Source organism: Aggregicoccus sp. 17bor-14, from assembly GCF_009659535.1.
Classification (GTDB): Bacteria; Myxococcota; Myxococcia; order Myxococcales; family Myxococcaceae; genus Aggregicoccus.
The window spans coordinates 341,826-365,017 of record NZ_VJZZ01000007.1 but is presented as its reverse complement, the minus strand read 5'-3'; the positions used below and the strand labels follow the sequence as shown (position 1 = coordinate 365,017).

The following is a 23,192-nucleotide window of genomic DNA, read 5'->3' as shown; positions in this document are numbered from 1 at the left end:
AGAACGCATCGCAAAGTCAAAGACGGCGTGCCGGCCCGCCCGGCAGCCCCTCGGGGCGTTGGCTGGGAACCATTAGAGGGCCTTCGGCGAGGATGCCGCGCTGGACGTACACGGGACGCACCAGGGCCCGCAGGTGCGGCAGGCGCAGGGTGAAGAGCAGCCCCGCGAGGAGGCATACCGCGCCGCCGAGCCCGATGGTGAGGGGGGCCCCGAAACGCTCGGCCAGCGAGCCGGCCAGCAGGCTGCCGAGCGGCGCCGTGCCGAGGAAGGCCATGGTGTAGAAGGCCATCACCCGGCCGCGCAGGTGCTCGTCCACCACCGTCTGCAAGAAGGTGTTGGTGGAGGCCATGGCCACCATGAAGCCCGCGCCGATGAAGGGCATGAGCGCGAGCGAGAGCGGGATGGAGCGCGAGAGGGCGAAGAGCGCGAGCCCGAGGCCGAAGGTGAGCGTGGCCACGGAGATGGCGCGCCCCAGCCCCAGCACCGTGCGACGGCTCGCGAGGTACAGCGCGCCGCCCAGTGCCCCCACCCCCGAGGCGGTCATCAGGAAGCCCAGCAGGTGCGGGCCGCCCGCGAGCACGCGCGTGGCGACGAGCGGCATCAGCACCGTGTAGGGCATGCCCATGGTGCTCACCACCGCGAGCAGCAGGAGCACGGTGCGCACCGGCACGAAGCCGGTCACGTAGCGCAGCCCTGCGCGCAGCTCCTCGCCCACGTGGCTGGGCGCCGCAGGGGGGCGCCCCTCGCGCCGCACGCCACGCATCGCGAGCAGCGTGCCGATCACCGCGAAGTAGGAGAGCGCGTCGAGCGCGAAGCACCAGCCCTCGCCGACGACCGCGATGAGGGCGCCGCCGATGGAGGGGCCCACGATGCGGCTGCCGTTCACCATGGTGGAGTTGAGCGCGATGGCGTTGGGCAGGTCCGCGCGGTCCTCGATCATCGTCACCACGAAGGCCTGGCGCGCCGGCGTGTCGAAGGCGTTGATGACCCCCTGCACCAGCTGCAGCGCGAGCACCTGCGGCACGGTGATGACGCCCGCGAGCGAGAGCGCCGCGAGCGCGGCGCTCTGCAGCAGCGAGAGCACCTGGGTGACGAGCAGCACGCGGTGGCGGTCCCACCGGTCCACGAACACGCCGGCGAGCGGGGCGAGCAGCAGCGTGGGGATCTGCCCGCAGAAGCCCACCACCCCGAGCAGCAGCGCCGAGCCGGTGAGCCGGTAGACGAGCCAGCTCGTCGCGATGCGGGTGATCCAGGTGCCGCACAGGGACACGCTCTGGCCGGAGAAGAAGAGCCGGTAGTTGCGGTGGCGCAGCGCGCGCAGCAGGTGGCCGGAGGGCGGCATCGGCTCCAACGTTCGCCCCCGCCGCCCGGCCGTGCAACGCCCGCCCGGAGCACGCGGCGCACGGCTGGAGCCCCGGGGCGGCCCGGAGCCACCCTGCCCTCGCCCGCCTGCCTGCCCAGCGCAAACAGCGTTGTCCAGGCTTCGTCCCACCGCTAGGGGATGGAGCCCGATGCCTCCACTCCTGCTCCAGCCCCTTCCCCTCTCCGCCGAGCCCCCTGCCTCCGTGCCGGGGCGGGCCTGGGTGGTGGGGGCGAGCGCGGAGGCGGCCGCGGCGATGGCGCACGCGCTCCCGCCCGACCTGCGCGCGGAGCCACTCGTCGGCGCCCCGGCGCTCCTCGCCCGGCTCCCCGCCGGCCCCTCCGGCGCACCCCGGGGGCAGGACCCAGGCGCCCGCCCGGACGCGGTGCTGCTGGACGGAGCGCTCGAGGACTGCGCGGACCTGTGCCGCCGCGTGCGCGAGCGCCACGATGCGCTCGCCTTGCCCCTGCTGGTGCTCGGGGGTGCAGCGGACCTCGAGGCGCTGGTGGAGGCGGGCGCGAACGATCGGCTGGACGCAGGCGCCCTCGAGCTCCGTGCGCCGGGCGCCCGCGCGGCCCTGTGCGCGCGGGTCTCCACGCTGGTGCGCCTGGGGCAGCTCGCGCACCTGCAGCGCCACTCGCTCGCGGCGCTCTTCGAGCAGGCGCCCGCCTTCATCGCCCACGTCTCCGGCCCCACGCACGTGTTCGACATGGCGAACGCCGCCTACGTGCGCCTCTTCGGAGGCCGCGCGCTGCTGGGAAAGCCGCTGCGCGAGGTCCTGCCGGAGCTGGAGGGGCAGCCCTACTTCGAGCTGCTGGACCGCGTGTACGCGACGGGCGAGCCCTTCACCGCGCGCGAGATGCCGGCGCGCCTGGACCGCGAGGGCAACGGCACGGTGAGCGAGGTGCTGGTCACCTTCGTCTTCCAGCCCACGCGCGCGCCCGGCGGCCAGGTGGACGGCATCCTCATCCACGCGGTGGAGGTGACGGAGCTGGTGCGCGCGCGCAAGGAGGCGGAGGCCGCGCAGCAGGCGCAGGCGGGGCTGCTGCAGGCGCTCGCCGCCCAGTCGCTCGTGTTCGTGGCGCTGGTGCGCGGGCCCGAGCTGGTGTTCGAGATGACCAACTCGGGCTACCGCAAGCTGTTCGGCGGGCGCGACCTGGTGGGCAAGCCGCTGCTGGAGGCGGCGCCGGAGCTGCGCGGCCAGGGCTTCGATGCGCTCATCGCCGAGGTGATCGCCACGGGCCGGCCCTTCACCGGCCGCGAGATGCCGGTGGTGCTGGAGCAGGAGGACGGGGCGCTCGAGGAGCGGCGGGTGAGCTTCGTCTACCAGCCGGTGCAGGGCGCGAGCGGCACCTTCGACGGCGTGCTCATCACCGGCACGGACGTGACCGAGGCGGTGCACGCGCGGCAGGAGGCGCAGGCGCGGCTCGCCTTCGAGGAGCGGCTCATCGGCATCGTGGGGCACGACCTGCGCAGCCCGCTCGCCGCGGTGCGCATGAGCGCGAGCCAGCTGCAGGCGCCGGGCGCGCTCGCCCCGGGCCTGAGCGGCGCGCAGGAGCGCGCGGTGGCGCGGGTGGAGCGCGGGGCGCGCCGCATCCAGGCGGTCATCACCTCGCTGCTGGACCTCACCCGGGCGCGCTCCGGGCGCGGCTTCCCCGTGGCCCCCGCGCCCGCGGACCTGGACGCCACCCTGCGCCAGGCGCTCGAGGAGGTGCGCGTCACCTACCCGGGGCGCGAGCTGCGCTACGCGCACCAGGGCGACACCCGCGGCCTCTTCGATGAGGGGCGGCTCGCGCAGGTGGCGGTGAACCTGCTGGAGAACGCGCTCAAGTACGGCGCGCCCGACCGGCCCGTGCAGCTCACCTGCGAGGGGGACGCGCAGGCACTGCGCTTCTGCGTGCACAACGAGGGCGCGCCCATCCCGCCCGAGCTGGTGGCGCAGCTGTTCCAGCCCTTCGTGCGGGGGCCCCAGTCGCAGGACACCGTGCGCGTGTCGGTGGGGCTGGGGCTCTACATCGTGCGGGAGATCCTCCAGGCGCACGGCGGCAGCATCCGCGTGCACTCGGACGAGGGCAGCGGGACCACCTTCCGCGTGGAGCTGCCGCGCGCCGCGCTCGAGGCCGCAGCGGGCGCCGACGAGCCCCCCGAGCGCGCGCGGGCCGGCCGCTCGCCTACCTGAGGGGCGCGGTGCCCTGCTCCAGGGCACCCCCGCTGCGCACCCGCGTCAGGCCCTGCGCATCTACTGCCGCACGGCCGGGCGCCGCGCGCGTGACGAGGAGCGCCTGCCCGGCCGAATAGGAGGGGAGCCCCACGGGTTCCACTCCGAGCGCGGGTGCGTTCCGCCCTGCGCATCCCTTCCTCTCGGAGACCGCCGCGTGCAGAGCCCGCCCCCCCGAGGCATCCCGGAGTTCCGCTTCCTCACGCGCGAGGACGAGGCGCGCGAGGCGCTCGCGCGCTTCGCCTCCGAGGACGTGGTGTCGCTGGACACCGAGACCTTCTACGACCCGCCGACGAAGCGCTGGAAGCACGGCCTCACCCAGGTGGCCGCCGCGAGCGGCCCGGTGCTGCTCATCGACGCGCTGAGCGTCCCCGCGCAGGTGCTGCGCGACTTCGTGGAGGCCCCCACCCCGCTGCTCGCCGCGCACAACGCGCGCTACGACGAGGGCGTGCTGCAGGAGGTGGGGCTCAACCCCCAGGGCTTCGTGGACACGCTGCGGCTCGCGCAGGATGCGCTGTGGCTGCCCAGCTACGGCCTGCTCGGCGTGGTGCAGGAGCTGTTCGGCGTGGAGCTGGACAAGAGCCTGCAGAAGTCCGCGTGGGGCCGCCGCCCGCTCAGCCCCGAGCAGCTCGCGTACGCCGCGGCGGATGCGTACTGGACCCTGCGCGCCTACCACACGCTGCGCGAGCGGCTGCAGCTCGCCGGGCACTGGGAGCGCGCGAGCAAGCGCGCGAGCCTCGCGCCGCGCGAGCGCGACCTGCTGGGCGAGAAGGCCCCGCCCGGTACGAAGAAGCGCAAGGCCGCGCCGCCCCTGCCCACCACGCCCCTCACCGAGGAGGAGCTGGAGCGGGTGCAGCGGCTCAAGGGCTGGCGCCTCGAGCAGGCGAAGCGCGAGCGGCTCCCCGCGTACATGGTCTGCCACGACCGCACGCTGGAGCTCATCGCGCGCGCGCAGCCCACCACGAGCGAGGCGCTGCTCCAGATTCACGGGCTGGGCGAGGCGAAGGTGAAGCGCTTCGGCGCGACGCTGCTCGCCGCGCTGGGCGCTCCTGCGGCGGGTGCCCCCACCCCTGTCCCGGGCCTGGCGTCCGCCGAACAGAGCGCGGAGGCGCCGGCGCAGGCCTCGACGCCGCAGCAGACGACGGAGGACGGAGGCGCTAGCTTGGGCCCGCTCTTCAGCCCGAGGTGACGCATGACGGATGGATGGAAGCGGAGGGCCGCGCGCTCCTCCCTGCTGGTGTCCCTGCTCCTGCCCTTCACGGCGCTCAGCGCCCCGAAGTTGCCCCCGCCGCCCCCCACCCCGAAGCACCCCGTCACCGACACCTACGGAAGCCTCGAGGTGCAGGACCCCTACCAGTGGCTCGAGGCCGCGGGCGCGCCCGAGGTGAAGGCGTGGAGCGACGCGCAGAACAAGCGCACGCGCGCCGTGCTGGACAAGCTCCCGGGCCGCGAGGCCATCCGCAAGCGCGTGACGCAGCTGCTCAGCTGGCAGTCCCCGGGCTACTACCTGCTCGAGGAGAAGGGCGGCCAGCTCTTCGCGATGAAGAACCAGCCGCCGCGCCAGCAGCCGATGCTGGTGGTGATGCCCGGCGCGGACCAGCCGAAGGCCGAGCGCGTGCTGCTCGACCCCGCGGTGCTCGACCCCAGCGGCCACACCACCATCGACTGGTTCGTCCCCTCGCCGGACGGCAAGCGCGTGGCGGTGAGCCTCTCCAAGGGCGGCACCGAGAGCGGCGACGTGCACGTGTACGAGGTGGCGAGCGGCCAGCCCGTGGCGAACGAGGTGGTGCCGCACGTGCAGGGCGGCACCGCGGGCGGCAGCCTCGCGTGGACGGGGGACGGCAAGGGCTTCTTCTACACGCGCTACCCGCGCGGCGAGGAGCGCCCGCCGGCCGACCGCGACTTCTTCCAGCAGGTGTACTTCCACGCGCTGGGCACCCCCACCGAGAAGGACACCTACGCGCTGGGCAAGGACTTCCCGCGCATCGCGATGACGAAGCTGAAGACCTCCGAGGACGGCCAGTACATCAGCGCGCTGGTGGCCAACGGGGACGGCGGCCAGTTCGCCCTGCACCTGCGCTCGCCGGACGGGCGCTGGCAGCAGGTGTCGCGCTTCGAGGACAAGGTGGTGGGCGCGGAGTTCGGCCTGGACGGCGCGCTCTACGCGCTCAGCCGCCAGGAGGCGCCGCGCGGCAAGGTGCTGCGCCTGCCGCTGCAGACGCCCGCGCTCTCGAGCGCGAAGGTGGTGGTGCCCGAGGGCGAGGCCTCCATCCAGGAGCTGATGCCCACGCGCACGCGCCTCTACCTGGTGGAGCAGCTGGGCGGCCCCTCGCAGCTGCGCGCGGTGGACCTGCAGGGCAAGAGCCTCGGCCTCGTGCCGACCCTGCCCGTGAGCACCGTGGCGGACCCCGTGCGCGTCGCCGGCGGGAGCGGTGACGACATCCTCTTCGCCAACGTGAGCTTCGTGCAGCCGCTCGCCTGGTACCGCTACGACGCCGCCAGCGGCAAGGCCACCAAGACGGCGCTCGCGCAGACCGCGCCCGCAGACATGAGCGACGTGGAGGTGGTGCGCACCGAGGCCACGAGCAAGGACGGCACCAAGGTGCCGCTCACCATCCTCAAGCCGCGCGGCCTGAAGCTCAACGGCAACAACCCCACCCTGCTCACCGGCTACGGCGGCTTCAACCTCTCGGTGAACCCCAACTTCAGCAAGCTGAGCCGCGCCTGGCTCGAGCAGGGCGGCGTGATGGCCATCGCCAACCTGCGCGGCGGCTCGGAGTTCGGCGAGGCCTGGCACCAGGCGGGCGCGGGCACGAACAAGCAGAACGTGTTCGACGACTTCTACGCCTGCGCGCAGCTGCTGGCGAAGCAGCGCTACACGAAGCCCCAGCGGCTCGCCATCCAGGGCGGCAGCAACGGCGGCCTGCTCATGGGCGCCGCCCTCACCCAGCACCCGGAGGCCTACGGCGCCGTCGTCGCGCGCGTGGGCATCTACGACATGCTGCGGGTGGAGCGCACGCCCAACGGGCAGTTCAACGTCACCGAGTACGGCAGCACGAAGGACCCCGCCCAGCTCGAGGCCCTGCGCGCCTACTCGCCCTACCACCACGTGAAGGAAGGGCAGCGCTACCCGCCCACGCTCTTCACCTCGGGCGCGAACGATCCGCGCGTGGACCCCTTCCACTCGCGCAAGATGGTCGCGCGGCTGCAGGAGGCCATGGGCGGCAAGGGCTTCATCCTCCTGCGCGAGAGCGGCGAGACGGGCCACGGCATGGGCACCCCGCTGTCGGCGAAGATCGAGGAGGAGGTGGACGCCTACTCCTTCCTCTTCGACACGCTCGGGGTGAAGTACCGCCCCGTCAGCGGGCAGGTGCCCGCGCCGCCGTCCAAGTAGCTCCGGCCGACGCAGCGCCGCGCGCTACTCGAGCCGCCGCGGAGAGCCGTCTCCACTCTCCGCGGCGCGCCGGCCCACCTCGGCCTGCTCCTCCACGCGCCGGTCCATGGCCTCCTCGGCCTCCTCCTCGCCTCGCAGCGCCGCGGTGCCCTCGCGGCCCGTGGGCTGCTGGGCATGGCGCCCGGCCCGGGTGAGCTCCCCGCTGTCCGCATTCGCGCGCTCGCTCTCCGCCCAGCGCTCCGGGGTGATGCCCCGCTCGCCGCGGTGGGCGCCCCGCTCCGCCTCCTGCTTGATCGTGCCCTCCTGGTCGTCGTCCCGCGTCCCGTCCTTCCCGCTGACCGGCTTGCTCGCCATCGTCGTGCTCTCCGTGCGTGGGTGAGGGGCCTGTGCCCGTCCCTCATGGCTATGCACGCGGCGCCCAGGGCGCTCTGCTGCCTACCTGCACGGCAGGGGGACGGGGGCACCTCGCGCGCGCAGGGCCTGCGGCAGGGCGGGCGGGCGTCGGGGCCATGGCGCTGCGGCCTTGGGGCGCACACCTTCCGGGGCATGGCAGAGCACAGGGCGAGCCTGGAGGGCCGGTGGTACGTGCGCCGCGTGTCGGGGCTGCTGCCGCCCGGCGTGACGAAGCGCATCGGCGTGGGCAGCGGCTGGACGCTGCTGCTCGGCCTGCCGGTCGCGCCCTTCCGCGTGCTGGGGGCGCAGGGCGCTCCCTCGGCGGATCGCGTGCTGCGCTACCGCGTGCTGCCCATCCGCGACGAGCTCTCGCCGCGCGCGGACGGCAGCTGGGAGGGGCGCGGCCTGCTGCTGGGGCTCGAGTTCTGCCGCTTCCGGCTCGAGCCGCGCTAGGGCGCGCCGTGTCACGGGGCTGGAGTATGAGGGCCTTCGGACGCGCCGAAGGGAGCCCTGCATGGCCGAGGACGTGAAGACCGACGTGAGGACCTACGACGGCAGCTGCCACTGCGGCGCGGTGCGCTTTCGCGTGAGGAGCCCGCCCATCCGCACCGGCATCCGCTGCAACTGCTCCATCTGCATCCGCCGCGGCGCGGTGATGTCCTCGCACTACGTGCTGCCCGAGGACTTCGCGTGGGTGTCGGGCCGCGAGGCGCTGCGGCTCTACCAGTTCGGCGACCACATGATGAACCACTGGTTCTGTGGGACCTGCGGCATCCACCCCTTCGGGGAGGTCGTGGAGCATCCCGGGAAGTGCCGCGTGAACCTCGGCTGCCTGGACGGAGTGGACCCGCTCGCGCTCGAGGTCGCGGTCATCGACGGGCGCTCCTTCTAGGCGCCTCCGGGCTCCACGAGCCGCAGGCCCTGCTCCCGCTCGGCCTCGGTGAGCAGCCTCCAGCCCCCCTCGGGCACGTCGAGCGCCACCTCGCCCACGGCCTCGCGGTGCAGCGTGCGCACCGGGTGCCCCACGGCGGCGAGCATGCGCTTCACCTGGTGGTGGCGGCCCTCGGTGAGGGTGAGCTCCACGCGCCCGTCGTCGCGCAGGCGCGCGAGCGCGGGCCGGGTGGGGCCGTCCTCGAGCACCAGCCCGTCGCGCAGGCGCGCGAGTGCCGCCTCCGCGGGGAGCCCCTCCACGCCCGCCACGTAGCGCTTGGGCAGCGCGCGGTCGGGCGCGGCGATGCGGGAGATGAGCTCCGGGGCGTTGGTGAAGAGCAGCAGCCCCGTCGTGTCGCGGTCCAGCCGCCCCACGGCGTACCACTCGAAGCCCTGCAGCGCGGGCGGCAGCACGCGGCGCAGGTGCTCGAACACCGTCCCCCTCCCCTCCGGGTCCGCGCCCGCCACCACGAGCCCCGCGGGCTTGTGCAGCAGCAGCACGTGGGCGGGAGCGGCCTCCAGCTCGAGCAGGCGCCCGTCCAGGCGCACGGCTGCCCCCGGAGCGAGCGGCCGCAGCGGCTCGCGCTCCACGCTCCCCGCCACCTCCACGCGGCCCGCGCGCACGGCGGCCTCCGCTTCGGCGAGTGGCAGCACCCCGGCGCGAGCGAGCGCCCGCGTGAGCCAGCGACCCTCGCTCTCTGCCTCCTGCCCTGGGGGCCTCAGCCGCGCAGCCTGCAGCCAGCGCGGCACCCGGGTGCGCTTCATCGCCAGAACCCTTCTCCCATTTTTATTCCGCCATTGGTCTGCCGGCCCGACTGCGCTGCCGCCTGCTCTGCAACCAGCGCCGCGCTCGCTTCGGGCACGAAATGCCTGATGCATACCTTGAACCACAGTCAACAACCCCTACAGGAGGTCGCAGCATGGGCAGCGGCATGGAAGGAGGCCAGGTCGGCACCACGGGTTTCTATGGTGAAGGCCAGGGCAACTCGGGCTCGAACGGAGGCGTCAGCCTCAAGCAGGAGAGCAAGGAGCAGGTGAAGCGCATCGGCGGGCTCACCCGTCAGCGCGCCTTCTCCACGGTGGACGCGCGCAAGGGCACGCTGGTGAGCGGGCTCAATGATTTCGCCCAGCAGCTCGAGGGCTTCGCCAACCAGGCGGGCCAGAACGGTCCCCAGCTCCCACAGCAGCTGATCGGCAGCGCGGTGGGCTTCGTGCGCAAGGCCAGCAGCACCCTGGAGAACAGCTCCACCGAGGATCTGCTCCGCCAGGCACAGACGCGGATGCGCGAGCGTCCCGCGGTGGCACTCGCCGGCTGCGCGCTGCTCGGCTTCGTCGCCGCGCGCTTCCTCAAGGCCTAAGGGGGATCGATGGAAACCGATCCCTCCCGAACCCGAAGCTACCGCGTGGTGAGTGACGGCGACTCCACGCGCGCGATCCCCGAGGACGACACCGCCTTCGCCACGGGCGACGTGCACGAGCGCCCGCTCAAGAGCCTGGTGTCGGAGTTCTTCGAGCAGGGGCGGCAGCTCCTGCGCGCCGAGGCGAAGCTCGCCCGGGCCGAGCTCAAGGCCGAGGCGAAGAAGGCCACCGCGGGCTCCGGCATGTTGGCAGCCGGCGGCGTGGTGCTGCTGCTGGGCGCCATGGCGCTCGTGGCCTTCCTGATCATCGCGCTCGCCTATGCGATCCCCCTGTGGGCGTCCGCACTCATCGTCACGGTGGTGCTGCTCGCCGTGGGCGCCGGCGTGGCCATGGCCGGTGCGAAGCGGCTGAAGACGATCCACGCCCCAACCAAGACCATCCAGACCCTCAAGGAGGACAGCCAATGGGCGAGCACGACGATGCGCTCCGCGACATCGCAGATGCACGGACACGCATGAGCGAGCTGGCGGAGGAGCTCGGCCGCCGCGCGAACCCCGAGCTGCTGAAGGCGCGAGCCAAGGAGTTCGCGCTCGAGAAGAAGGACGAGCTGACGGAGCACGCGAAGCAGCTCGCCGCACAGAAGCGGGAGGACCTCAAACAACAGGCGCGCGACAAGGCGCTCCAGTGGAAATCGCAGGCAAAGGAGACGGCAATGCGGAAGACGTACGAGTGGACGGACCAGGCGACGCATACCCCCCGCGGCCTGGGGCTGCTGGGCGGGCTGCTGGGGGCAGGGTTGGGCTCCATGCTGATGAAGCGGGCGTTCCGCTCGCGCATCGAGGAGCGCAGCTACGGGGCGTACGGCTACCGCGGCGGACGCGACTACGGCCGCGTGCCGGTGAGCTACGCGCGTGACGACCGCTACAGCCCGCTCGAGGGCGAGCGCAGCTACGGCGCTTATGGCTCCGGCGCCTACGGCTCCACCGAGGCGAGCAGCGCCATCCCCGACTCCGAGTACAGCGCCTACCCGTCTGCCACCGGCAGCGCCGGCGTGGGCTACGGCTCGGACTACAGCGACGCGGACCGCAGCGGCGCGAACCTGAAGGACCGCGCCCAGGACGCCCTGGGCAGCGCGAAGGAGCGCGTGAGCGGTGCCGCGGACAACGTGAAGGAGCGCGTGAGCGGCGCGGCGGACAACGTGAAGGAGCGCGTGCACGGCGCGGCGGACACGGTGCGCGAGCGCGTGCACGGCGCGGCCGACAGCGTGCGCGAGCGCGCGAGCCACCTGCGCGAGCGCGTGCCCTCCGCGGGCGAGCTCAAGAGCCGCGGCTCGGACTGGTACGGCCGGGCCCTCGAGGAGCAGCCCCTCGCGCTCGCGCTCGGCGCGGTCGCGCTCGGCATGCTCGCCGCGAGCCTGCTGCCGGTGAGCGACAAGGAGCGCCAGCTCATCGAGCCCGCGAAGCGCCGCGCCCAGGAGGGCATCTCGCAGCTCGGCGAGCAGGTGAGCCAGAAGCTCGAGGGCAGCAGCGAGGAGGAGAGCGACTCCGAGGAGCTCTCGCTCGCCGGCCCCACCTCGGCGGGCAGCAGCGCGGGCATCCCCCAGCTGCCGCCCCTCGACGAGGTGACGAAGGTCCACTGAGGCGCTGAGCCTGGGTGGTGAGGGACGCAGGTTCAGAGGCTGGTCATCGCCTCCACCACCCGCAGGAGCACGGCGCGCGCCGCCGCGTCGTGCTCCTCTGCCACCCGCCCGCGCAGCGCGACCACTGCGCGGGTGGACTCGGTGTGCTCGAGCAGCGCGTAGGCCCCCTTGCGCTCCAGGGCGTCGGCCGCGTGCGCCGCGCGCAGCAGCTCCTCCTCTTCCAACGTACCCACGGCATGCGCCCACGCGCGGTACAGCGCGCGCACCGCCGCGAGGTCCTCCTCCTGCCGCAGCGCGACCGCGAGCGCCTCGCGCACCGCGCCGCCCGGCGGCTCCGCCAGGAGCACCTCCGCCCACGCCGCCCGCTCGCCGCTGTCCTGCGCCGCGCGCAGCCCCTCGAGCGCGCGCGCCATCAGCTGCGGGCGCACGCCCACCTGCGCTTCGGCCACCGCACGCAGCAGCCCTGACGCGCGCTCGCGCACCTGCGCAGCCTGCGCCGCCGTGAGCGCGAAGCCCGGCCCCGCGGGCGAGAGCGCGGCGAGCAGCGGCGCGAGTGCGGCCTCCTCCAGCGCCTCGGGGCGCAGCGGACGGCTCGCCTCCATCCAGGCGCGGAAGTCCCTCGCTCCCGAGAGCCCCCCGCCCTCCCCTGCCCCCGCGCGCGCGAAGGGCTCCGCCTTGCCGCGGGCCGGGAGGAAGCGCAGCGCGGAGAGGCGCTCGGCCTCCGCGGGCTCACCTCGCAGCGACTGCAGCAGCCCGAAGTGCAGGAGCGCTACGTCCTGGTCCTTCACGCCGACGAGTGCGAGGAAGGTGGGGCGGCTCGGGCCGTCCCGCAGCAGCGTGGGGAGCCGGCCCGGGTAGTCCAGCGCCGCGGCCACCCGCTGCAGCGCGGCGTGCGCCTGGGAGAGCTGCTTCGCCGTCTTCAACCGCAGGGCCACCTGCGCCTCGGCGGCCCGCGTCCCGCCCACGTGCACCGAGACCTCCAGCCCGTCCTCGCCCGTCGCGTGGCGCAGGATGCGGCTGCCCGGCAGCTCGGCGCTCAGGGAGTCGGCGAGGGGGCCGGGCTCGGCCGTGTCCGGCCACAGGCGCAGCACCTTGCCGGGCCCCGCGGCGAGGAAGGCGGAAAGCCCGCGCGCGGCGAGCGCCTTCTGCAGGGCGGCGCGGGTGGCGCCGAGGACGAGGAGGCCGTGGGCGAAGTCGCTCATGGCGCCGCGCCATAGCACGAGGGTGGGCGCCGGTGGGTGCGTGTGCTGCCCAGCGCAGGACACGGCAGCGAGCGGGCGGCCGCCGCCGGTTTGACAGCCCCTGCGGGTCGCGGGTACTTGCCCCGCCCCGCGCCACTCGCGCGCGGGATCCCTTGAAGGAGCCCCCCGCCGTGCGCGTCGCCGAGGACCTGTACCAGCCCTACCCCGTGGCGATGCCCGCTCCGGCCTCGGCCGTGGCCTTCACCATCAAGCTGGGCCGGGCGCTGCACCACTACGGCATGCCGGCGCACCGCCTCGAGGAGGCGATGCGGCTGGTGTCGGAGCGGCTCGGGCTGGAGGCGCGCTTCTTCTCCAGCCCCACCTCCATCATCGCCTCCTTCGGCCCCCCGGAGGCGCTGCAGACCGCCCTCATCCGCGTGGACCCCGGCGAGATGGACCTGGGGAAGCTCGTGCGCCTGGACACGCTCGCGGACGAGGTCATCCTCGGCACGCGCACGCCCGAGGACGGCTCGCAGCGGGTGGAGGAGATCCTCGCCGCGCCGCAGGCCTATGGCCCCTTCCTGCTGCTCCTGTGCTGGGCGCTCGCGGCCTTCGCCGGGGCGCGCCTCTTCGGCGGCGGGCTGATGGAGATGAGCGTCTCGGGCTTCGCGAGCCTGCTCATCGGCGGGCTGGACCTGCTCTCGCGCAGCCGCCCCGCGGTGGCCCGGGTGCTGGTGCCGGTGTCCGCGCTGCTCGCGAGCACCATCGCGGTGGTGGCCGGGGCGCTGGTGGGCCCGCTCGCCGGCAAGGTGGTGACGCTGGCCTCGCTCATCGTGCTGCTGCCGGGGCTCACGCTCACGGTGGCCATGACCGAGATGGCCACGCGCAACCTGCTCTCCGGCACCTCGCGCATGATGAGCGCGGCGCTGGTGTTCCTGCAGCTGGGCTTCGGCGTGGCGCTGGGCAGCCGGCTCCAGGTCCTGCTGCCGCCGGTGCAGTCGCCCCTTCCCGGCCCGCTCGCGCACTGGACGGAGCTCGCGGCCCTCGCGGGGCTCGCGCTCTCGGTGTGCGTCATCTTCAACGCGCGGCGCCGGGACGCCGGGTGGATCCTGCTCGCCGGCGCGCTCGCGTACGTGGGCACGCGCTTCGGCGCGTACCTGCTGGGCCCCGAGCTTGGCGCCTTCGTCGGCGCGGTCATCCTGGGCATGGCGAGCAACGCCGTCTCCACGCTGCGCAACAAGCCCGCGCTCGTCACCATCGTGCCCGGGCTGATGCTGCTGGTGCCGGGCTCCATCGGCTTCCGCTCGCTCTCGAGCCTCCTCGAGCGCAACGTGGTGGCCGGCGTGGACACCGCCTTCAACATGCTGATGGTCGCGGTGGCGCTCGCGGCGGGCCTGCTCGTGGCCAACGCGATCGTGCCGGCGCGCAAGGTGCTCTAGAAGCGCCAGTTGAGGATGAGCCAGAGGTTGTTGCCCTGCACGATGTTGCGGGCCTCGACCTCGAAGTGCGCGCGCATGCGCAGCGTGAGCGGCTCGAGCAGCGCGGCGCTCACCTCGGGGCCGAGCCCGAGGAGCCGGTAGCGCAGGTCCTCGGTGCCCGGAGGTCCCCCCTCCTGCGCCGTGAGCTGCCACGCGCCGAAGCCCGAGAGCCCCACGTCCACGGGGACCGAGCCCAGCCGCAGCACCCGCCCCACGCCCCAGTCCACCACCACGTCGTGGCCGGGCTGGATGCCGCTGCCGCGCTGCTCGAAGTTCTGCTCGAAGCGCGCCACGGCGGAGAGGCTCCACGCATCGCGCGCCCCCCCCGGGTAGAAGACGCCGCCGAGCGAATAGACGAGCGCCCAGAAGCCGGTGCCGCGGTTGCGCGCCGAGCCCGGCGAGAAGTGTCCCGAGGGCGTCCACACCGTGAACTGCAGCTGGTAGTCGAAGGAGCGGCTCGCGCCGTAGAGCGACACTGGCGTGAGGAGCACGTCCCCCAGCCCGAAGCCGGACTCGGCCGAGGGCGTGGAGAGGTCGCCGGTGGCGACGGGCACCCCGGCGAGCGCGCCGTAGCGCAGGCCGAGCAGCTCGCGGTCCGTAGTCCAGGTGAACATGCTGATGTTCGCGTAGCGCAGCTCGTCGAGTGACTGCGCCTCCGCACCCGAAGCATCCGCGAGCTGCAGGTTGGTGAAGAGCCGGCTGAAGTTCGTGTACGCAAAGCCCGGACCGGGCGTGCTCGCCCCGCGGATTCCTGATTGCCCCGGAGGGTAGTGGCCGGTCACCGGTACCTGCGCGCCTGCCGCGCCCGCGAGGCCGAGGCCCACCAGCAGGAGGATTCGACCGAGCTGCAGAGGTGCCATGAGGTGCTCATGCAGCCAGGCAGCGGCCTGACCGATGCTCCGAACTTGTCCCGAGTCAGCCTGCCGTGGAGGCCGTTGCCCCGGTGCTGTTGTCGGCGCGAGGCGGCGCTCTTAGCTCTGCAACATGGACATCAAGCCCGCCGCTGTCGCGATCCCGAAGTCGACCGAGCACCTCGAGAAGGGGAAGTACGGCCCCATCTACCCGAAGACCCCCGCGTGCTACGGGTTCACCATCATCGCCAACGTGAAGCCGGGCCATGCGGACGCGCTGCGCGCCTACGGCGAGCGCCTGGCGAAGGCGCTCGAGCCCAACCCGGAGATCCTCGCGCCCCTCAAGCTGCACTACCTGCGCTGGGTGCTCTTCGACGACGACACCCGCTTCATGTACCAGGGCATCTTCGACACGGACTTCGACAAGTACACCGAGGACGCCGTCGCCCTGTTCAAGAAGACGGGCATCGACACGGCCTTCGAGCACCTCCAGGACTTCCCCACGGACTGGAAGACGAACACCGAGGCGTTCGTCCGCTTCATCCGCGCCCACCAGTGTCCCAGCTTCCTCGAGTACGGCGAGTACCCCTACTTCACGGCCGACGAGATCAAGAAGGCCCTGAAGATGAAGGCCGCCCTCTCCGAGGCCCTCGAGCAGATGCAGTAGAGGCCGCCATGTCCGAAGCCACGACCGCCCGCACGTACAACCAGGACCACCGCGCCCGGAAGTACGCGCGCGGCCACCGGCGCGTGAGTGTGTACATCGCGTGGAGCTACCCCGCCGAGGCCAACCGGGACGCGACGACGCTCGACAACCGCTTCTCCACGATGACCGAGGTGCGCCGCGTGCTCTGGCCCGCGTACGAGACGCCGCAGTGGGCGGACCCGGGGCGCTTCCAGCAGGGCATCGCCGGCTCGCTCGAGCTCTTCTTCTGGGCCTGGGTGCGCTTCCAGCGAGTGGTGGAGGAGACCACAGGAAACGCAGTCCCCATGTTCCAGCGCGTGGACCAGGCGGGCTTCTTCCTCCCGCTCGACGAGCGCGTGCTCGCGGACACGGACACCCTCTTCGTGTTCGGGCTGGACCACAGCGTCACCGAGCAGCTGCCCTCCCCCGCGGAGATCGAGGCCGTGCGCCACTTCCTCCAGCGCGAGGGCACCTGCCTCGTCATCGGGCCGCACCACGACGTGGGGCACTCGGAGGACCTGGAGCAGCGCAACCTCGAGTACCTGCACCACGGCGACGCGCTGGTGCCCCGCCAGCAGCGCTTCGGCGGCTACACGCGCGCGCTGCTGAAGGGGCTGGGCATCCCGGTGGAGAACCAGTGGGGCCTGCGCCCCGCAGTGGTCGGCGCGAGCGGGGTGAGCGAGTTGGAGAAGGAGGGCGCGATCTCGGGCGTCCCCGGCAAGGCCACCCGCATTGCGCCGCTGAGCATCGCCAAGGACCTGGACACCCGCGGGTGGCTGCAGGGCGTGCGCAACTTCAACTTCCACCTGCACCTGCCGCACTACGCCGTCACGTCCGACGACCCGCGCGCCGCCCACGTCCTCGCCCGCCAGCCCATCGACCTCTCCCGGCCACACCCCTTCACCCGCGCAGGGAACAAGGAGTTCAACACGCTGGTGTGGGTGCCGCGCGGCAGCGGGAGGGCCGGCGACGTCTTGGTGGTCGACTCCACGGTCTTCAGCACGCTGTTCGGCAGCGACGAGAGCCTGGAGCGCTTCTGGAAGAACCTCGCCACGGCGTGACCTCGTGCTCCAGCTCGACGACATCCAGAGTGGCGTGCTGCGGCCCCGGCCCTCGCCGTACGCGGCGACGTACATCCTCTTCCGCATCGATGAGGCCCGCGCGGGGCGCGAGCTGATGGGGCGCCTCTCGCGCGTGGTGGCCTCCGCCGCGCACCCCGAGAGCCCCGCGGGGGCCACCTGGGTCAGCGTCTCGCTCACCTATCCCGGCCTGCGGGCCCTGGGCGTGCCGCAGGAGTCGCTGGACAGCTTCGCCTGGGAGTTCCAGCAGGGGATGGCCGCGCGCGCGAAGGCGCTGGGAGACGAGGGCGAGAGCGCCCCCGAGCACTGGGAGCGCCCCTTCGGGACGGGCGAGGTCCACGTGGTGCTCACCGCGCTCTCGCCGGACCAGACGCACCTGGAGGCCGCGCTCGAGCGGGCGCGCAAGGTGTACCAGGGCCTCTCCGGCATCACCGCCCTCTGGCGCCAGGACTGCCACGCGCTGCCCACCGACACCGAGCCCTTCGGCTTCCGCGACGGCATCGCCCACCCCGCCATCGAGGGCAGCGGCATCGCCGGCAGCAACCGGCACGAGGCGCCCTTCAAGGCGGGCGAGTTCGTGCTCGGCTACCCCGACGAGACCGGCAACCCTCCCCCGATGCCCCGTCCGGACATCCTCGGCCGCAACGGCACCTACGTGGTGTTCCGCAAGCTGCACCAGCGCGTGGCGGAGTTCCGCCGCTTCCTCAAGGAGAGCGCCAGGACTGCCGAGGAGGAGGAGCTCATCGCCGCGAAGCTGATGGGCCGCTGGCGCAGCGGCGCGCCGCTCGCCCTCTGCCCCTTCCACGACGACCCGGCGCTGGGCGAGGACCGCACGCGCAACAACCACTTCCTCTACGGCGACGACGCCACGGGCTACCACACGCCCCCCGGCTCCCACATCCGCCGCTGCAACCCGCGCGACGCGAAGGTGGCCGGCGTGGTGCGGCTGCACCGGATGATCCGCCGCGGCACGGCCTACGGCCCCCAGCTCCCGGAGGGCGTGCTCGAGGACGACGGCGCGGACCGCGGGCTGATGTTCGCCTTCCTCGGCACGCACCTCGGGCGGCAGTTCGAGTTCGTCCAGTCCGAGTGGATCGAGGGCGGGGACTTCCTCGGCCTCGGGGACGCGAAGGACCCGGTCACGGGGAGCAACGACGCGGAGGGCAGCTACGCCTTCCCGAAGAAGCCCGTGCCCCGGCGCCTGCGCGGCCTGTCCCGCTTCGTGGTCACCCTCGGCGGCGAGTACGCCTTCATGCCGAGCCTGAGCGCGCTGCGCTGGCTCGCGGAACTCTCCCCGTGACGCCCGTGCAGGCAGACGTGCTGGTGCTGGGTGCGGGGCCTGCGGGCGTGCTCGCGGCGCTGCGCGCAGGCGACCTGGGCGCGCGCACGGTGCTGCTCACGCGGGAGGCGTTCGGCGGCATGGCGGCGCACGACGGTCCGGTGCCGGTGCGCACGCTCGCGCACGCGGCCCGGCTGCTGCGCGATGCCCGGCAGCTCGGCCGCTACGGCATCGCCGTGCCCGAGCCCGCGCTGGACTACCCGCGGCTGCTCGCCCGCGTGCGCGAGGTGGTGGGCGAGGTGCGCGCCCACGCCGCGCTGCAGCCGCAGATCGACGCGGCCGGCGTCACCGTGCACGAGCAGGTGGGCACCGCGCGCTTCCTGGACCCGCACACCGTGGAGACGGCGAGCGGGCTGCGCGTGCGCGCCGAGAAGCTCATCCTCTGCACGGGGGGCAAGAGCCGCCGCCTGAGCGTGCCCGGCTTCGAGCTGACGAACACGCACAGCGACGCGTGGGGCCTCAGCGCCGTGCCCCCCTCGATGCTGGTCATCGGCGGGGGCGCCACCGGGGCGCAGGTGGCCTCCATCTTCAGCGCCTTCGGCACGCGCGTGCAGCTCTTCCAGGCGGGCGCGCGCATCCTGCCCACCGAGGACGAGGACGTGTCGGCCGCGGTGGCGGAGGCCTTCCGCCGCTCGGGCATCGCGGTGCACGAGGCCTTCGGCGCGATCGAGTCCTTCGAGAAGACCCCGCAGGGCGTGCGGATGCACTTCACGAAGGACGGAGCGCGCGGCAGCGCCGAGGCCGCGCTCGCGGTGGTGGCGGTGGGCTGGGTGGCGGAGACGGGCGGGCTCGCGCTCGAGGCCGCAGGCGTGGAGACCAACCCCCGCGGCTTCGTGCAGGTGGACGCGCACCTGCGCACCTCGGCGCCGCACGTCTTCGCGGCCGGAGACGTGACGGGGCGCCTCATGCTGGTGCCCCAGGCGCTGCAGGATGGCTTCGTGGCGGCGACCAACGCGGTGCGCGGGCCCACGCTGCAGTGCGACTACGGCGTGTCCCCCATCGGCAGCTTCACCGATCCCGAGTACGCCCAGGTGGGCCTCACCGAGGCGAAGGCGCGCGCGACGCGCGACGTGGTGGTGGCGCGGGTGCCCTTCGACTCGACGACGCGCACGCTCATCGACGGGCGCACCACGGGCTTCTGCAAGCTCGTCGTGGACCGCAGCATGCGCACCCTCCTGGGCTGCCACGTGGTGGGCGAGCGGGCGGTGGACATCGTGCAGACGGCGGCCATCGCCATGGCCGCGGGCATGCGGGTGGACGCGCTCGCGCTCGTGCCCCTCTCGTTCCCCACCTACACGGGCATCCTCGGCCGCGCCGCCGCCAGCGCCTCCCGGCAGCTCAACCGCGAGGCCGACCCGGGCCGCTTTCCGGAGCTTCGCTGAGCGCCTCCGGGGTTTCCCTCTCGGGGGGAGTCTGGACCCGGGAGCACGGGCGGCGGGTAGCCCGGGCGCCTGCTGCGAAGCGGCCCCTCCCACGCCACCTTCCTTTGGGCTCGACCCAAGGAGGATGTGCCATGAAGAACTTCAAGGCTGTGGGGCTGGCGCTGATGGCGGTGGGACTTCTCTTTGGCTCGGCAGCCCGTGCCGGCGGGGAGCACCAGAAGATGCAGAAGGCGGTCGAGAAGAAGATGGACTACCTCGACCGCGTCACCCGCTTCGAGCGCGATCAGATCCAGCTCGGGCAGCTCGCGCTGGCGCACAGCCAGCAGCCGCGCGTGCGCGAGTTCGCCAACCGCCTCATCAACGATCACAAGGCCAGCCTCAAGACCATCCAGACCTGGGCCGAAGGCCGCGCGATGCAGGTGGCGGCCCTCAACGAGGATGCAAACCAGGGCACCGGCGGCAGCGGCACCAACAGTGGCGCTGCGATGGGGACCATCGCCCAGACGAGCGCCAAGGGGGCCCAGGCGAACAACGAGTACAGCAAGAAGACCGAGCAGCAGCGCCAGACGCTCGGCGCGCTCCCGCCCGAGAAGTTCGACAAGGAGTTCCTCTCGGCCGTCGTCAAGTCGCAGGAGGAGGGCAAGAAGCTGCTGAAGCAGGGGGGCGACGAGTTCGAGGCGGACCACACGCTCGCATCAGTCCTCGCCAAGGGCCAGCCCACCATCGACGCCCACATCGCGCAGGCGAAGTCGCTCAAGGACATGCTCTGAGCGGCTGCCCCCTCTCCGCCCGGGAGAGCGCCTTACACCGCGCACGGCGGCGCGGTGGGGGCCCGCTCGGATGCGCGCGAGGGCACCCGCTTCCTCGTCACCCTGCCCCGCCACAGCGTGGCCACCGCGCAGGAGCGCCCGGAGCGCTCGCCGACCTGAGGCGCGGGGCTACCCGCCGCCGCCCTCGTTCGCACCCGAGCCACCCGTCGCGGGAGCCGGGGCTGGCGCGGGCTCGGGCTCCGGCGCAGGCTCGGCCTGGGGCTCCTGCGGCGCGGCGGCTGCTGCCCCCGAGCCACCGGTGCCGGGCTCGGGAGCCGGCGCGGGCTCGGGAGCAGGCGCAGGCTCCGCGGCCGGGGGCGGCGCCGGCTCCGCCGCGGGAGCCGCACCCGAGCCACCGCTCGCGGGCGGCGGGGTGTGTTCCTCGTGCACGGTGCTCTTGGCGTTGTCCATCCCCTCCGCACCGGACGACTTGTGCGCACAGCCGGAGCCGAGCAGCGCGAGACCTGCGAGCAGGCCGATGAATCCCTTCATGGTGTCCTCCTTGGGTCGAGCCCAGGGAAAGGTGGCGAGGGTGGGGCCGCTCTGCAGCAGCCACCCGGCCTACCCGCCGCCCGTGCTCCCGTCTCGGGAAGGGTCCCGAGGCGAGCGCGGAGCGGGAAACAACCCTCGGGAGCGCCACCACCGGGCAGAGGGGTGGCGCCCCCGAGGACGCTGTGACGGCGCGAACTCCCCGTTCCGTCGCCGTCGCAGACCCGACCCCGGCGCGATCAGCGCCGGGCCAACTTGAAGTGCGCCACGTCCGGAGCCGGGTATACTGTCCGTATACCCACCGGTTCGCCTGGGGCCCGGCTCTCAGGGGCGCTGCGGACGGCGGCCCTCGGCTCCTGTCCACCGGGATGGACCGGAGGCAGGAGAGCACCCGAGCCCGGCGCCCTCGGCTGCCAGGCGGGCAGGAGAGTCGTCCAGTCCCGCACGGGCGACCGGAGCAGCGCAGCAGGCAGGGTCGCAGGGGGAGCGTCGAGGATGGAGATCAGCACTTCGGACATGGACGGGCAGCCGGAGGATCGACCGTGAGCAGGAGGACCCCAGCAGGCCCGAGTATACAGCCTGTATACCCGAATGATTCCTCGCGCGCGAATGGCTCGATCGCCAGCTTCCTGCACCGCAACCGCATCCTCGAGGGCGCGGCCCGGGTGTTCGCGAAGCGCGGCTTTCGCCAGGTGAGCGTGGAGGAGCTGCTGGAGGCGGGCTCGGTCTCGCGCCGCACCTTCTACAAGTACTTCCGCAGCAAGGAGGACGTGCTGCAGGCCCTGCACGCGGTCTCGCTGCAGTACCTGCTCGAGCGCACGCGCGAGGCGATGGAGGCGGCGCCGGACCTGCCCGGCAAGCTCGAAGCCTTCGTGGACACCTACCTCTCCTTCAACCGCACGGACCTCGAGCTCTTCCGCACCCTCCAGGCCGAGGCGCTGCGGCCGGACACGCCGCTCGCCCGCGAGCGCGCAAGGGTGGTGGAGACGATCGCGGAGCGCCTCTCGGACGAGGTGCAGGCGGTGCACGGCCGCCGCCCCGAGCGCTGGCTGATGATGGGGCTGCTCGCGGGGCTCACCGAGGTGAACGTGCAGCTGCACGCCCAGGGCAAGGTGACGCCGGCGCTGTGTGCGCGAGCCCGCCGCGCGATGCTGCGCATCCTGCAGGCGGGGCTCGCCCCGGAGGGGGGCCCCGTGCCGCCCCTGCCGCTGGAGCCGCGGCGCGCCGTCAGAAGTGGTGCGTGATGCGCTGCAGCCAGTCCCGGTCCAGCGTCCACGGCGTGCTCGCCCCCTTGAACCAGGGCGCGTAGCCCTGCCCTTGGGGCGCGTTGGGCTCGCGGTAGGTCCACCAAGTCCAGCCGATGCCACCGTCGCCCAGCTGCTCCAGCAGCCCGTCCACGATGTTTCCGGCGTCAGGCACCGACTTGCGGATGCCCACCTGCTGCACGAACACCGGCGCGTCGTGGCGGCTGCGGAACTCCGCCAGCGCGGCGTACCAACCCGGGTCGCTCGCGGCCTGCAGGAACAGGTCTCCCGTGTAGACGAGCGAGGTGCCCCCGTCGATGTACGCCGTGTCGAGGTGCTGCAGGTCGTAGCCCGCGCCCGCGCCCACCAGCACCGGGATGCTCGGCTCGGAGGCGCGGATGCTCGGCAGCAGCGAGGCGTAGAAGGCGGGAAAGAGGCTCCAGTCCGGGCAGGCGGCGTGGGCGCCGCAGGTGAAGTTGGGCTCGGGCAGCAGCTCGTACATGCCCATGCGCGGCACGCCCGCGTAGCGCGCGGCGAGGAAGGCCCAGGCCGCAGCGAAGCGCCGCTTCATCTCCGGGTCGTTGGAGAAGTTCGCCGCCGCGCCGCCCTCCGCCGCGCCGCAGGCAGCCACCGTGTCGCGCTCGCGGCTGCCCTGCCCGCAGTTGCTGTCCACGAAGAGCACCACCCAGAGGCCGTGCCGCACCGCCCAGGAGATGTTCCGGTCCAGCTGGCACAGGTGCGCCGCGTCCAGGTACGGAGGACCGCTCGGGTCATAGGCGTCTGCGCCGTCCGGGTAGTCCCCCCACCAGCGCAAGGGCAGGCGCACCACCGTGGCGCCCTGGGCGGCGTTGTCGATGGCGTCCTGCTCCGTGCCGCTGCCCCACTCGCCCCAGTTCCACCCCCGCAGCACCACCTCCTGCCCGTGCTCGTCCAGGATGCGCGGGCCACTCACCGCGAGGCGCGTCACGGGGCCTGCGTCCACCTCGAGGCAGGAGGGGATGACGGCGCCGGCATCCGGCAGGCCTCCGCCGCGTCCGGAGGACGCCGGGCCGCAGGCGAGCACGAGCAGCAGGAGGAGCCCGGTGGAGCGCACCGGGCAGGACACTGCGAGCGCGCGGCGAGGAGGCGTCATCGCCTCCTCGAACCGCGCAGACGCGCGGAAGTTGCGCGCCCCCGCACTCAGCGCCTCCGGCTGCGCCGGGGACTCACCACCTCGTGCACTTGGGGCAGGGGACCTTGATGATGCCGTCCCCGTCATCCTGCGCCACCACGGTGCGCGAGGCAGTGGAGGCTGCAGGACGGGGCTGCGGGTGGCCGAAGCCGAAGAAGGACCAGAGGATCAGCAGGTACGCCATGGGGAAG

Annotated in this window: 23 protein-coding genes; 15 read left to right on the top strand and 8 right to left on the bottom strand. The window is 73.3% G+C overall.

Going from position 1 to position 23,192, the window contains the following annotated elements:
• Positions 1 to 16: 16 nt before the first annotated feature.
• The gene (locus FGE12_RS16005; protein ID WP_153867331.1) at positions 17 to 1,342 is read right to left on the bottom strand and encodes an MFS transporter; all 1,326 of its coding nucleotides are present in this window, start codon (positions 1,340 to 1,342) and stop codon (positions 17 to 19) included.
• Positions 1,343 to 1,511: 169 nt separating this feature from the next.
• Here FGE12_RS16005 and FGE12_RS16000 point away from each other — a divergent pair, with 169 nt between their 5' ends.
• The 3 genes from FGE12_RS16000 (at position 1,512) to FGE12_RS15990 (ending at position 6,972) form a co-directional block, all read left to right on the top strand.
• Entirely contained in the window at positions 1,512 to 3,539 is a 2,028-nt protein-coding gene (locus FGE12_RS16000) for a PAS domain-containing sensor histidine kinase (RefSeq protein ID WP_153867330.1), read from the top strand.
• A gap of 196 nt (positions 3,540 to 3,735) precedes the next feature.
• On the top strand, positions 3,736 to 4,767 hold the full coding sequence (locus FGE12_RS15995) for an HRDC domain-containing protein (protein WP_153867329.1): 1,032 nt from the start codon (positions 3,736 to 3,738) through the stop codon (positions 4,765 to 4,767).
• Positions 4,768 to 4,770: 3 nt separating this feature from the next.
• On the top strand, positions 4,771 to 6,972 hold the full coding sequence (locus FGE12_RS15990; RefSeq protein ID WP_153867328.1) for a prolyl oligopeptidase family protein: 2,202 nt from the start codon (positions 4,771 to 4,773) through the stop codon (positions 6,970 to 6,972).
• Positions 6,973 to 6,996: 24 nt separating this feature from the next.
• Here FGE12_RS15990 and FGE12_RS15985 read toward each other — a convergent pair whose 3' ends face one another.
• Positions 6,997 to 7,326: a hypothetical protein gene (locus tag FGE12_RS15985; RefSeq protein ID WP_153867327.1), complete on the bottom strand. Its 330-nt coding sequence runs from the start codon at positions 7,324 to 7,326 to the stop codon at positions 6,997 to 6,999.
• A 192-nt stretch (positions 7,327 to 7,518) separates the two neighbouring features.
• On the opposite strand from FGE12_RS15985, the gene FGE12_RS15980 reads away from it, so the two are divergent.
• Together FGE12_RS15980 and FGE12_RS15975 are read left to right on the top strand one after the other, a co-directional pair.
• A complete protein-coding gene (locus FGE12_RS15980; RefSeq protein ID WP_153867326.1) occupies positions 7,519 to 7,818 on the top strand; it encodes a hypothetical protein in 300 nt (99 codons plus the stop codon).
• Between the two features lie 61 nt (positions 7,819 to 7,879).
• Entirely contained in the window at positions 7,880 to 8,257 is a 378-nt protein-coding gene (locus tag FGE12_RS15975; protein WP_153867325.1) for a GFA family protein, read from the top strand.
• On the opposite strand, the gene FGE12_RS15970 is transcribed toward FGE12_RS15975, so the two are convergent.
• Entirely contained in the window at positions 8,254 to 9,060 is an 807-nt protein-coding gene (locus FGE12_RS15970; RefSeq protein WP_153867324.1) for a pseudouridine synthase, read from the bottom strand. The two genes, FGE12_RS15975 and FGE12_RS15970, sit on opposite strands and share 4 nt — an antisense overlap.
• Positions 9,061 to 9,215: 155 nt before the next feature.
• Between FGE12_RS15970 and FGE12_RS15965 the strand changes: the two genes are divergently transcribed.
• From FGE12_RS15965 to FGE12_RS15955, 3 genes are read left to right on the top strand one after another with little or no spacing between them, the layout of a single operon-like run.
• Positions 9,216 to 9,653: a hypothetical protein gene (locus tag FGE12_RS15965; RefSeq protein WP_153867323.1), complete on the top strand. Its 438-nt coding sequence runs from the start codon at positions 9,216 to 9,218 to the stop codon at positions 9,651 to 9,653.
• A gap of 9 nt (positions 9,654 to 9,662) precedes the next feature.
• Entirely contained in the window at positions 9,663 to 10,172 is a 510-nt protein-coding gene (locus FGE12_RS15960; protein WP_153867322.1) for a phage holin family protein, read from the top strand.
• Positions 10,169 to 11,293 (top strand): hypothetical protein, encoded by a 1,125-nt coding sequence (locus FGE12_RS15955; RefSeq protein WP_153867321.1) that lies wholly within the window; start codon positions 10,169 to 10,171, stop codon positions 11,291 to 11,293. The genes FGE12_RS15960 and FGE12_RS15955 overlap by 4 nt, the downstream gene beginning before the upstream one ends.
• A 32-nt stretch (positions 11,294 to 11,325) precedes the next feature.
• Here the strand turns inward: FGE12_RS15955 and FGE12_RS15950 are convergent, their stop codons facing one another.
• On the bottom strand, positions 11,326 to 12,495 hold the full coding sequence (locus tag FGE12_RS15950; protein WP_153867320.1) for a hypothetical protein: 1,170 nt from the start codon (positions 12,493 to 12,495) through the stop codon (positions 11,326 to 11,328).
• Between the two features lie 170 nt (positions 12,496 to 12,665).
• On the opposite strand from FGE12_RS15950, the gene FGE12_RS15945 reads away from it, so the two are divergent.
• Positions 12,666 to 13,913 carry a threonine/serine exporter ThrE family protein gene (locus tag FGE12_RS15945; protein WP_370459008.1) on the top strand — a complete coding sequence of 416 codons (1,248 nt, stop codon included), beginning with the start codon at positions 12,666 to 12,668 and terminating at the stop codon, positions 13,911 to 13,913.
• Here the strand turns inward: FGE12_RS15945 and FGE12_RS15940 are convergent.
• The gene (locus tag FGE12_RS15940) at positions 13,910 to 14,812 is read right to left on the bottom strand and encodes a transporter (protein ID WP_153867319.1); all 903 of its coding nucleotides are present in this window, start codon (positions 14,810 to 14,812) and stop codon (positions 13,910 to 13,912) included. The genes FGE12_RS15945 and FGE12_RS15940 overlap by 4 nt on opposite strands.
• A 124-nt stretch (positions 14,813 to 14,936) precedes the next feature.
• Here FGE12_RS15940 and FGE12_RS15935 point away from each other — a divergent pair, with 124 nt between their 5' ends.
• From FGE12_RS15935 to FGE12_RS15915, 5 genes are all read left to right on the top strand, one after another.
• Complete coding sequence (locus tag FGE12_RS15935) at positions 14,937 to 15,470, top strand: hypothetical protein (protein WP_153867318.1); 534 nt, start codon at positions 14,937 to 14,939, stop codon at positions 15,468 to 15,470.
• Positions 15,471 to 15,478: 8 nt separating this feature from the next.
• Positions 15,479 to 16,549, top strand: coding sequence for a hypothetical protein (locus FGE12_RS15930; RefSeq protein ID WP_194797921.1), 1,071 nt, complete (start codon positions 15,479 to 15,481; stop codon positions 16,547 to 16,549).
• Between the two features lie 4 nt (positions 16,550 to 16,553).
• Positions 16,554 to 17,867 (top strand): Dyp-type peroxidase, encoded by a 1,314-nt coding sequence (locus FGE12_RS15925; RefSeq protein ID WP_194797920.1) that lies wholly within the window; start codon positions 16,554 to 16,556, stop codon positions 17,865 to 17,867.
• Positions 17,864 to 19,288, top strand: coding sequence for an NAD(P)/FAD-dependent oxidoreductase (locus tag FGE12_RS15920; RefSeq protein ID WP_194797919.1), 1,425 nt, complete (start codon positions 17,864 to 17,866; stop codon positions 19,286 to 19,288). The genes FGE12_RS15925 and FGE12_RS15920 overlap by 4 nt, the downstream gene beginning before the upstream one ends.
• A 131-nt stretch (positions 19,289 to 19,419) precedes the next feature.
• Positions 19,420 to 20,058 carry a DUF4142 domain-containing protein gene (locus FGE12_RS15915; protein WP_153867316.1) on the top strand — a complete coding sequence of 213 codons (639 nt, stop codon included), beginning with the start codon at positions 19,420 to 19,422 and terminating at the stop codon, positions 20,056 to 20,058.
• A gap of 168 nt (positions 20,059 to 20,226) precedes the next feature.
• On the opposite strand, the gene FGE12_RS15910 is transcribed toward FGE12_RS15915, so the two are convergent.
• Complete coding sequence (locus FGE12_RS15910) at positions 20,227 to 20,589, bottom strand: hypothetical protein (protein ID WP_153867315.1); 363 nt, start codon at positions 20,587 to 20,589, stop codon at positions 20,227 to 20,229.
• 539 nt (positions 20,590 to 21,128) lie between these two features.
• Between FGE12_RS15910 and FGE12_RS15905 the strand changes: the two genes are divergently transcribed.
• The gene (locus FGE12_RS15905) at positions 21,129 to 21,830 is read left to right on the top strand and encodes a TetR/AcrR family transcriptional regulator (protein WP_194797918.1); all 702 of its coding nucleotides are present in this window, start codon (positions 21,129 to 21,131) and stop codon (positions 21,828 to 21,830) included.
• On the opposite strand, the gene FGE12_RS15900 is transcribed toward FGE12_RS15905, so the two are convergent.
• Positions 21,814 to 22,962: a cellulase family glycosylhydrolase gene (locus tag FGE12_RS15900; protein WP_194797917.1), complete on the bottom strand. Its 1,149-nt coding sequence runs from the start codon at positions 22,960 to 22,962 to the stop codon at positions 21,814 to 21,816. The two genes, FGE12_RS15905 and FGE12_RS15900, sit on opposite strands and share 17 nt — an antisense overlap.
• Before the next feature lie 73 nt (positions 22,963 to 23,035).
• Positions 23,036 to 23,185 carry a hypothetical protein gene (locus FGE12_RS15895; protein ID WP_153867312.1) on the bottom strand — a complete coding sequence of 50 codons (150 nt, stop codon included), beginning with the start codon at positions 23,183 to 23,185 and terminating at the stop codon, positions 23,036 to 23,038.
• Between the last annotated feature and the right edge of the window lie 7 nt (positions 23,186 to 23,192).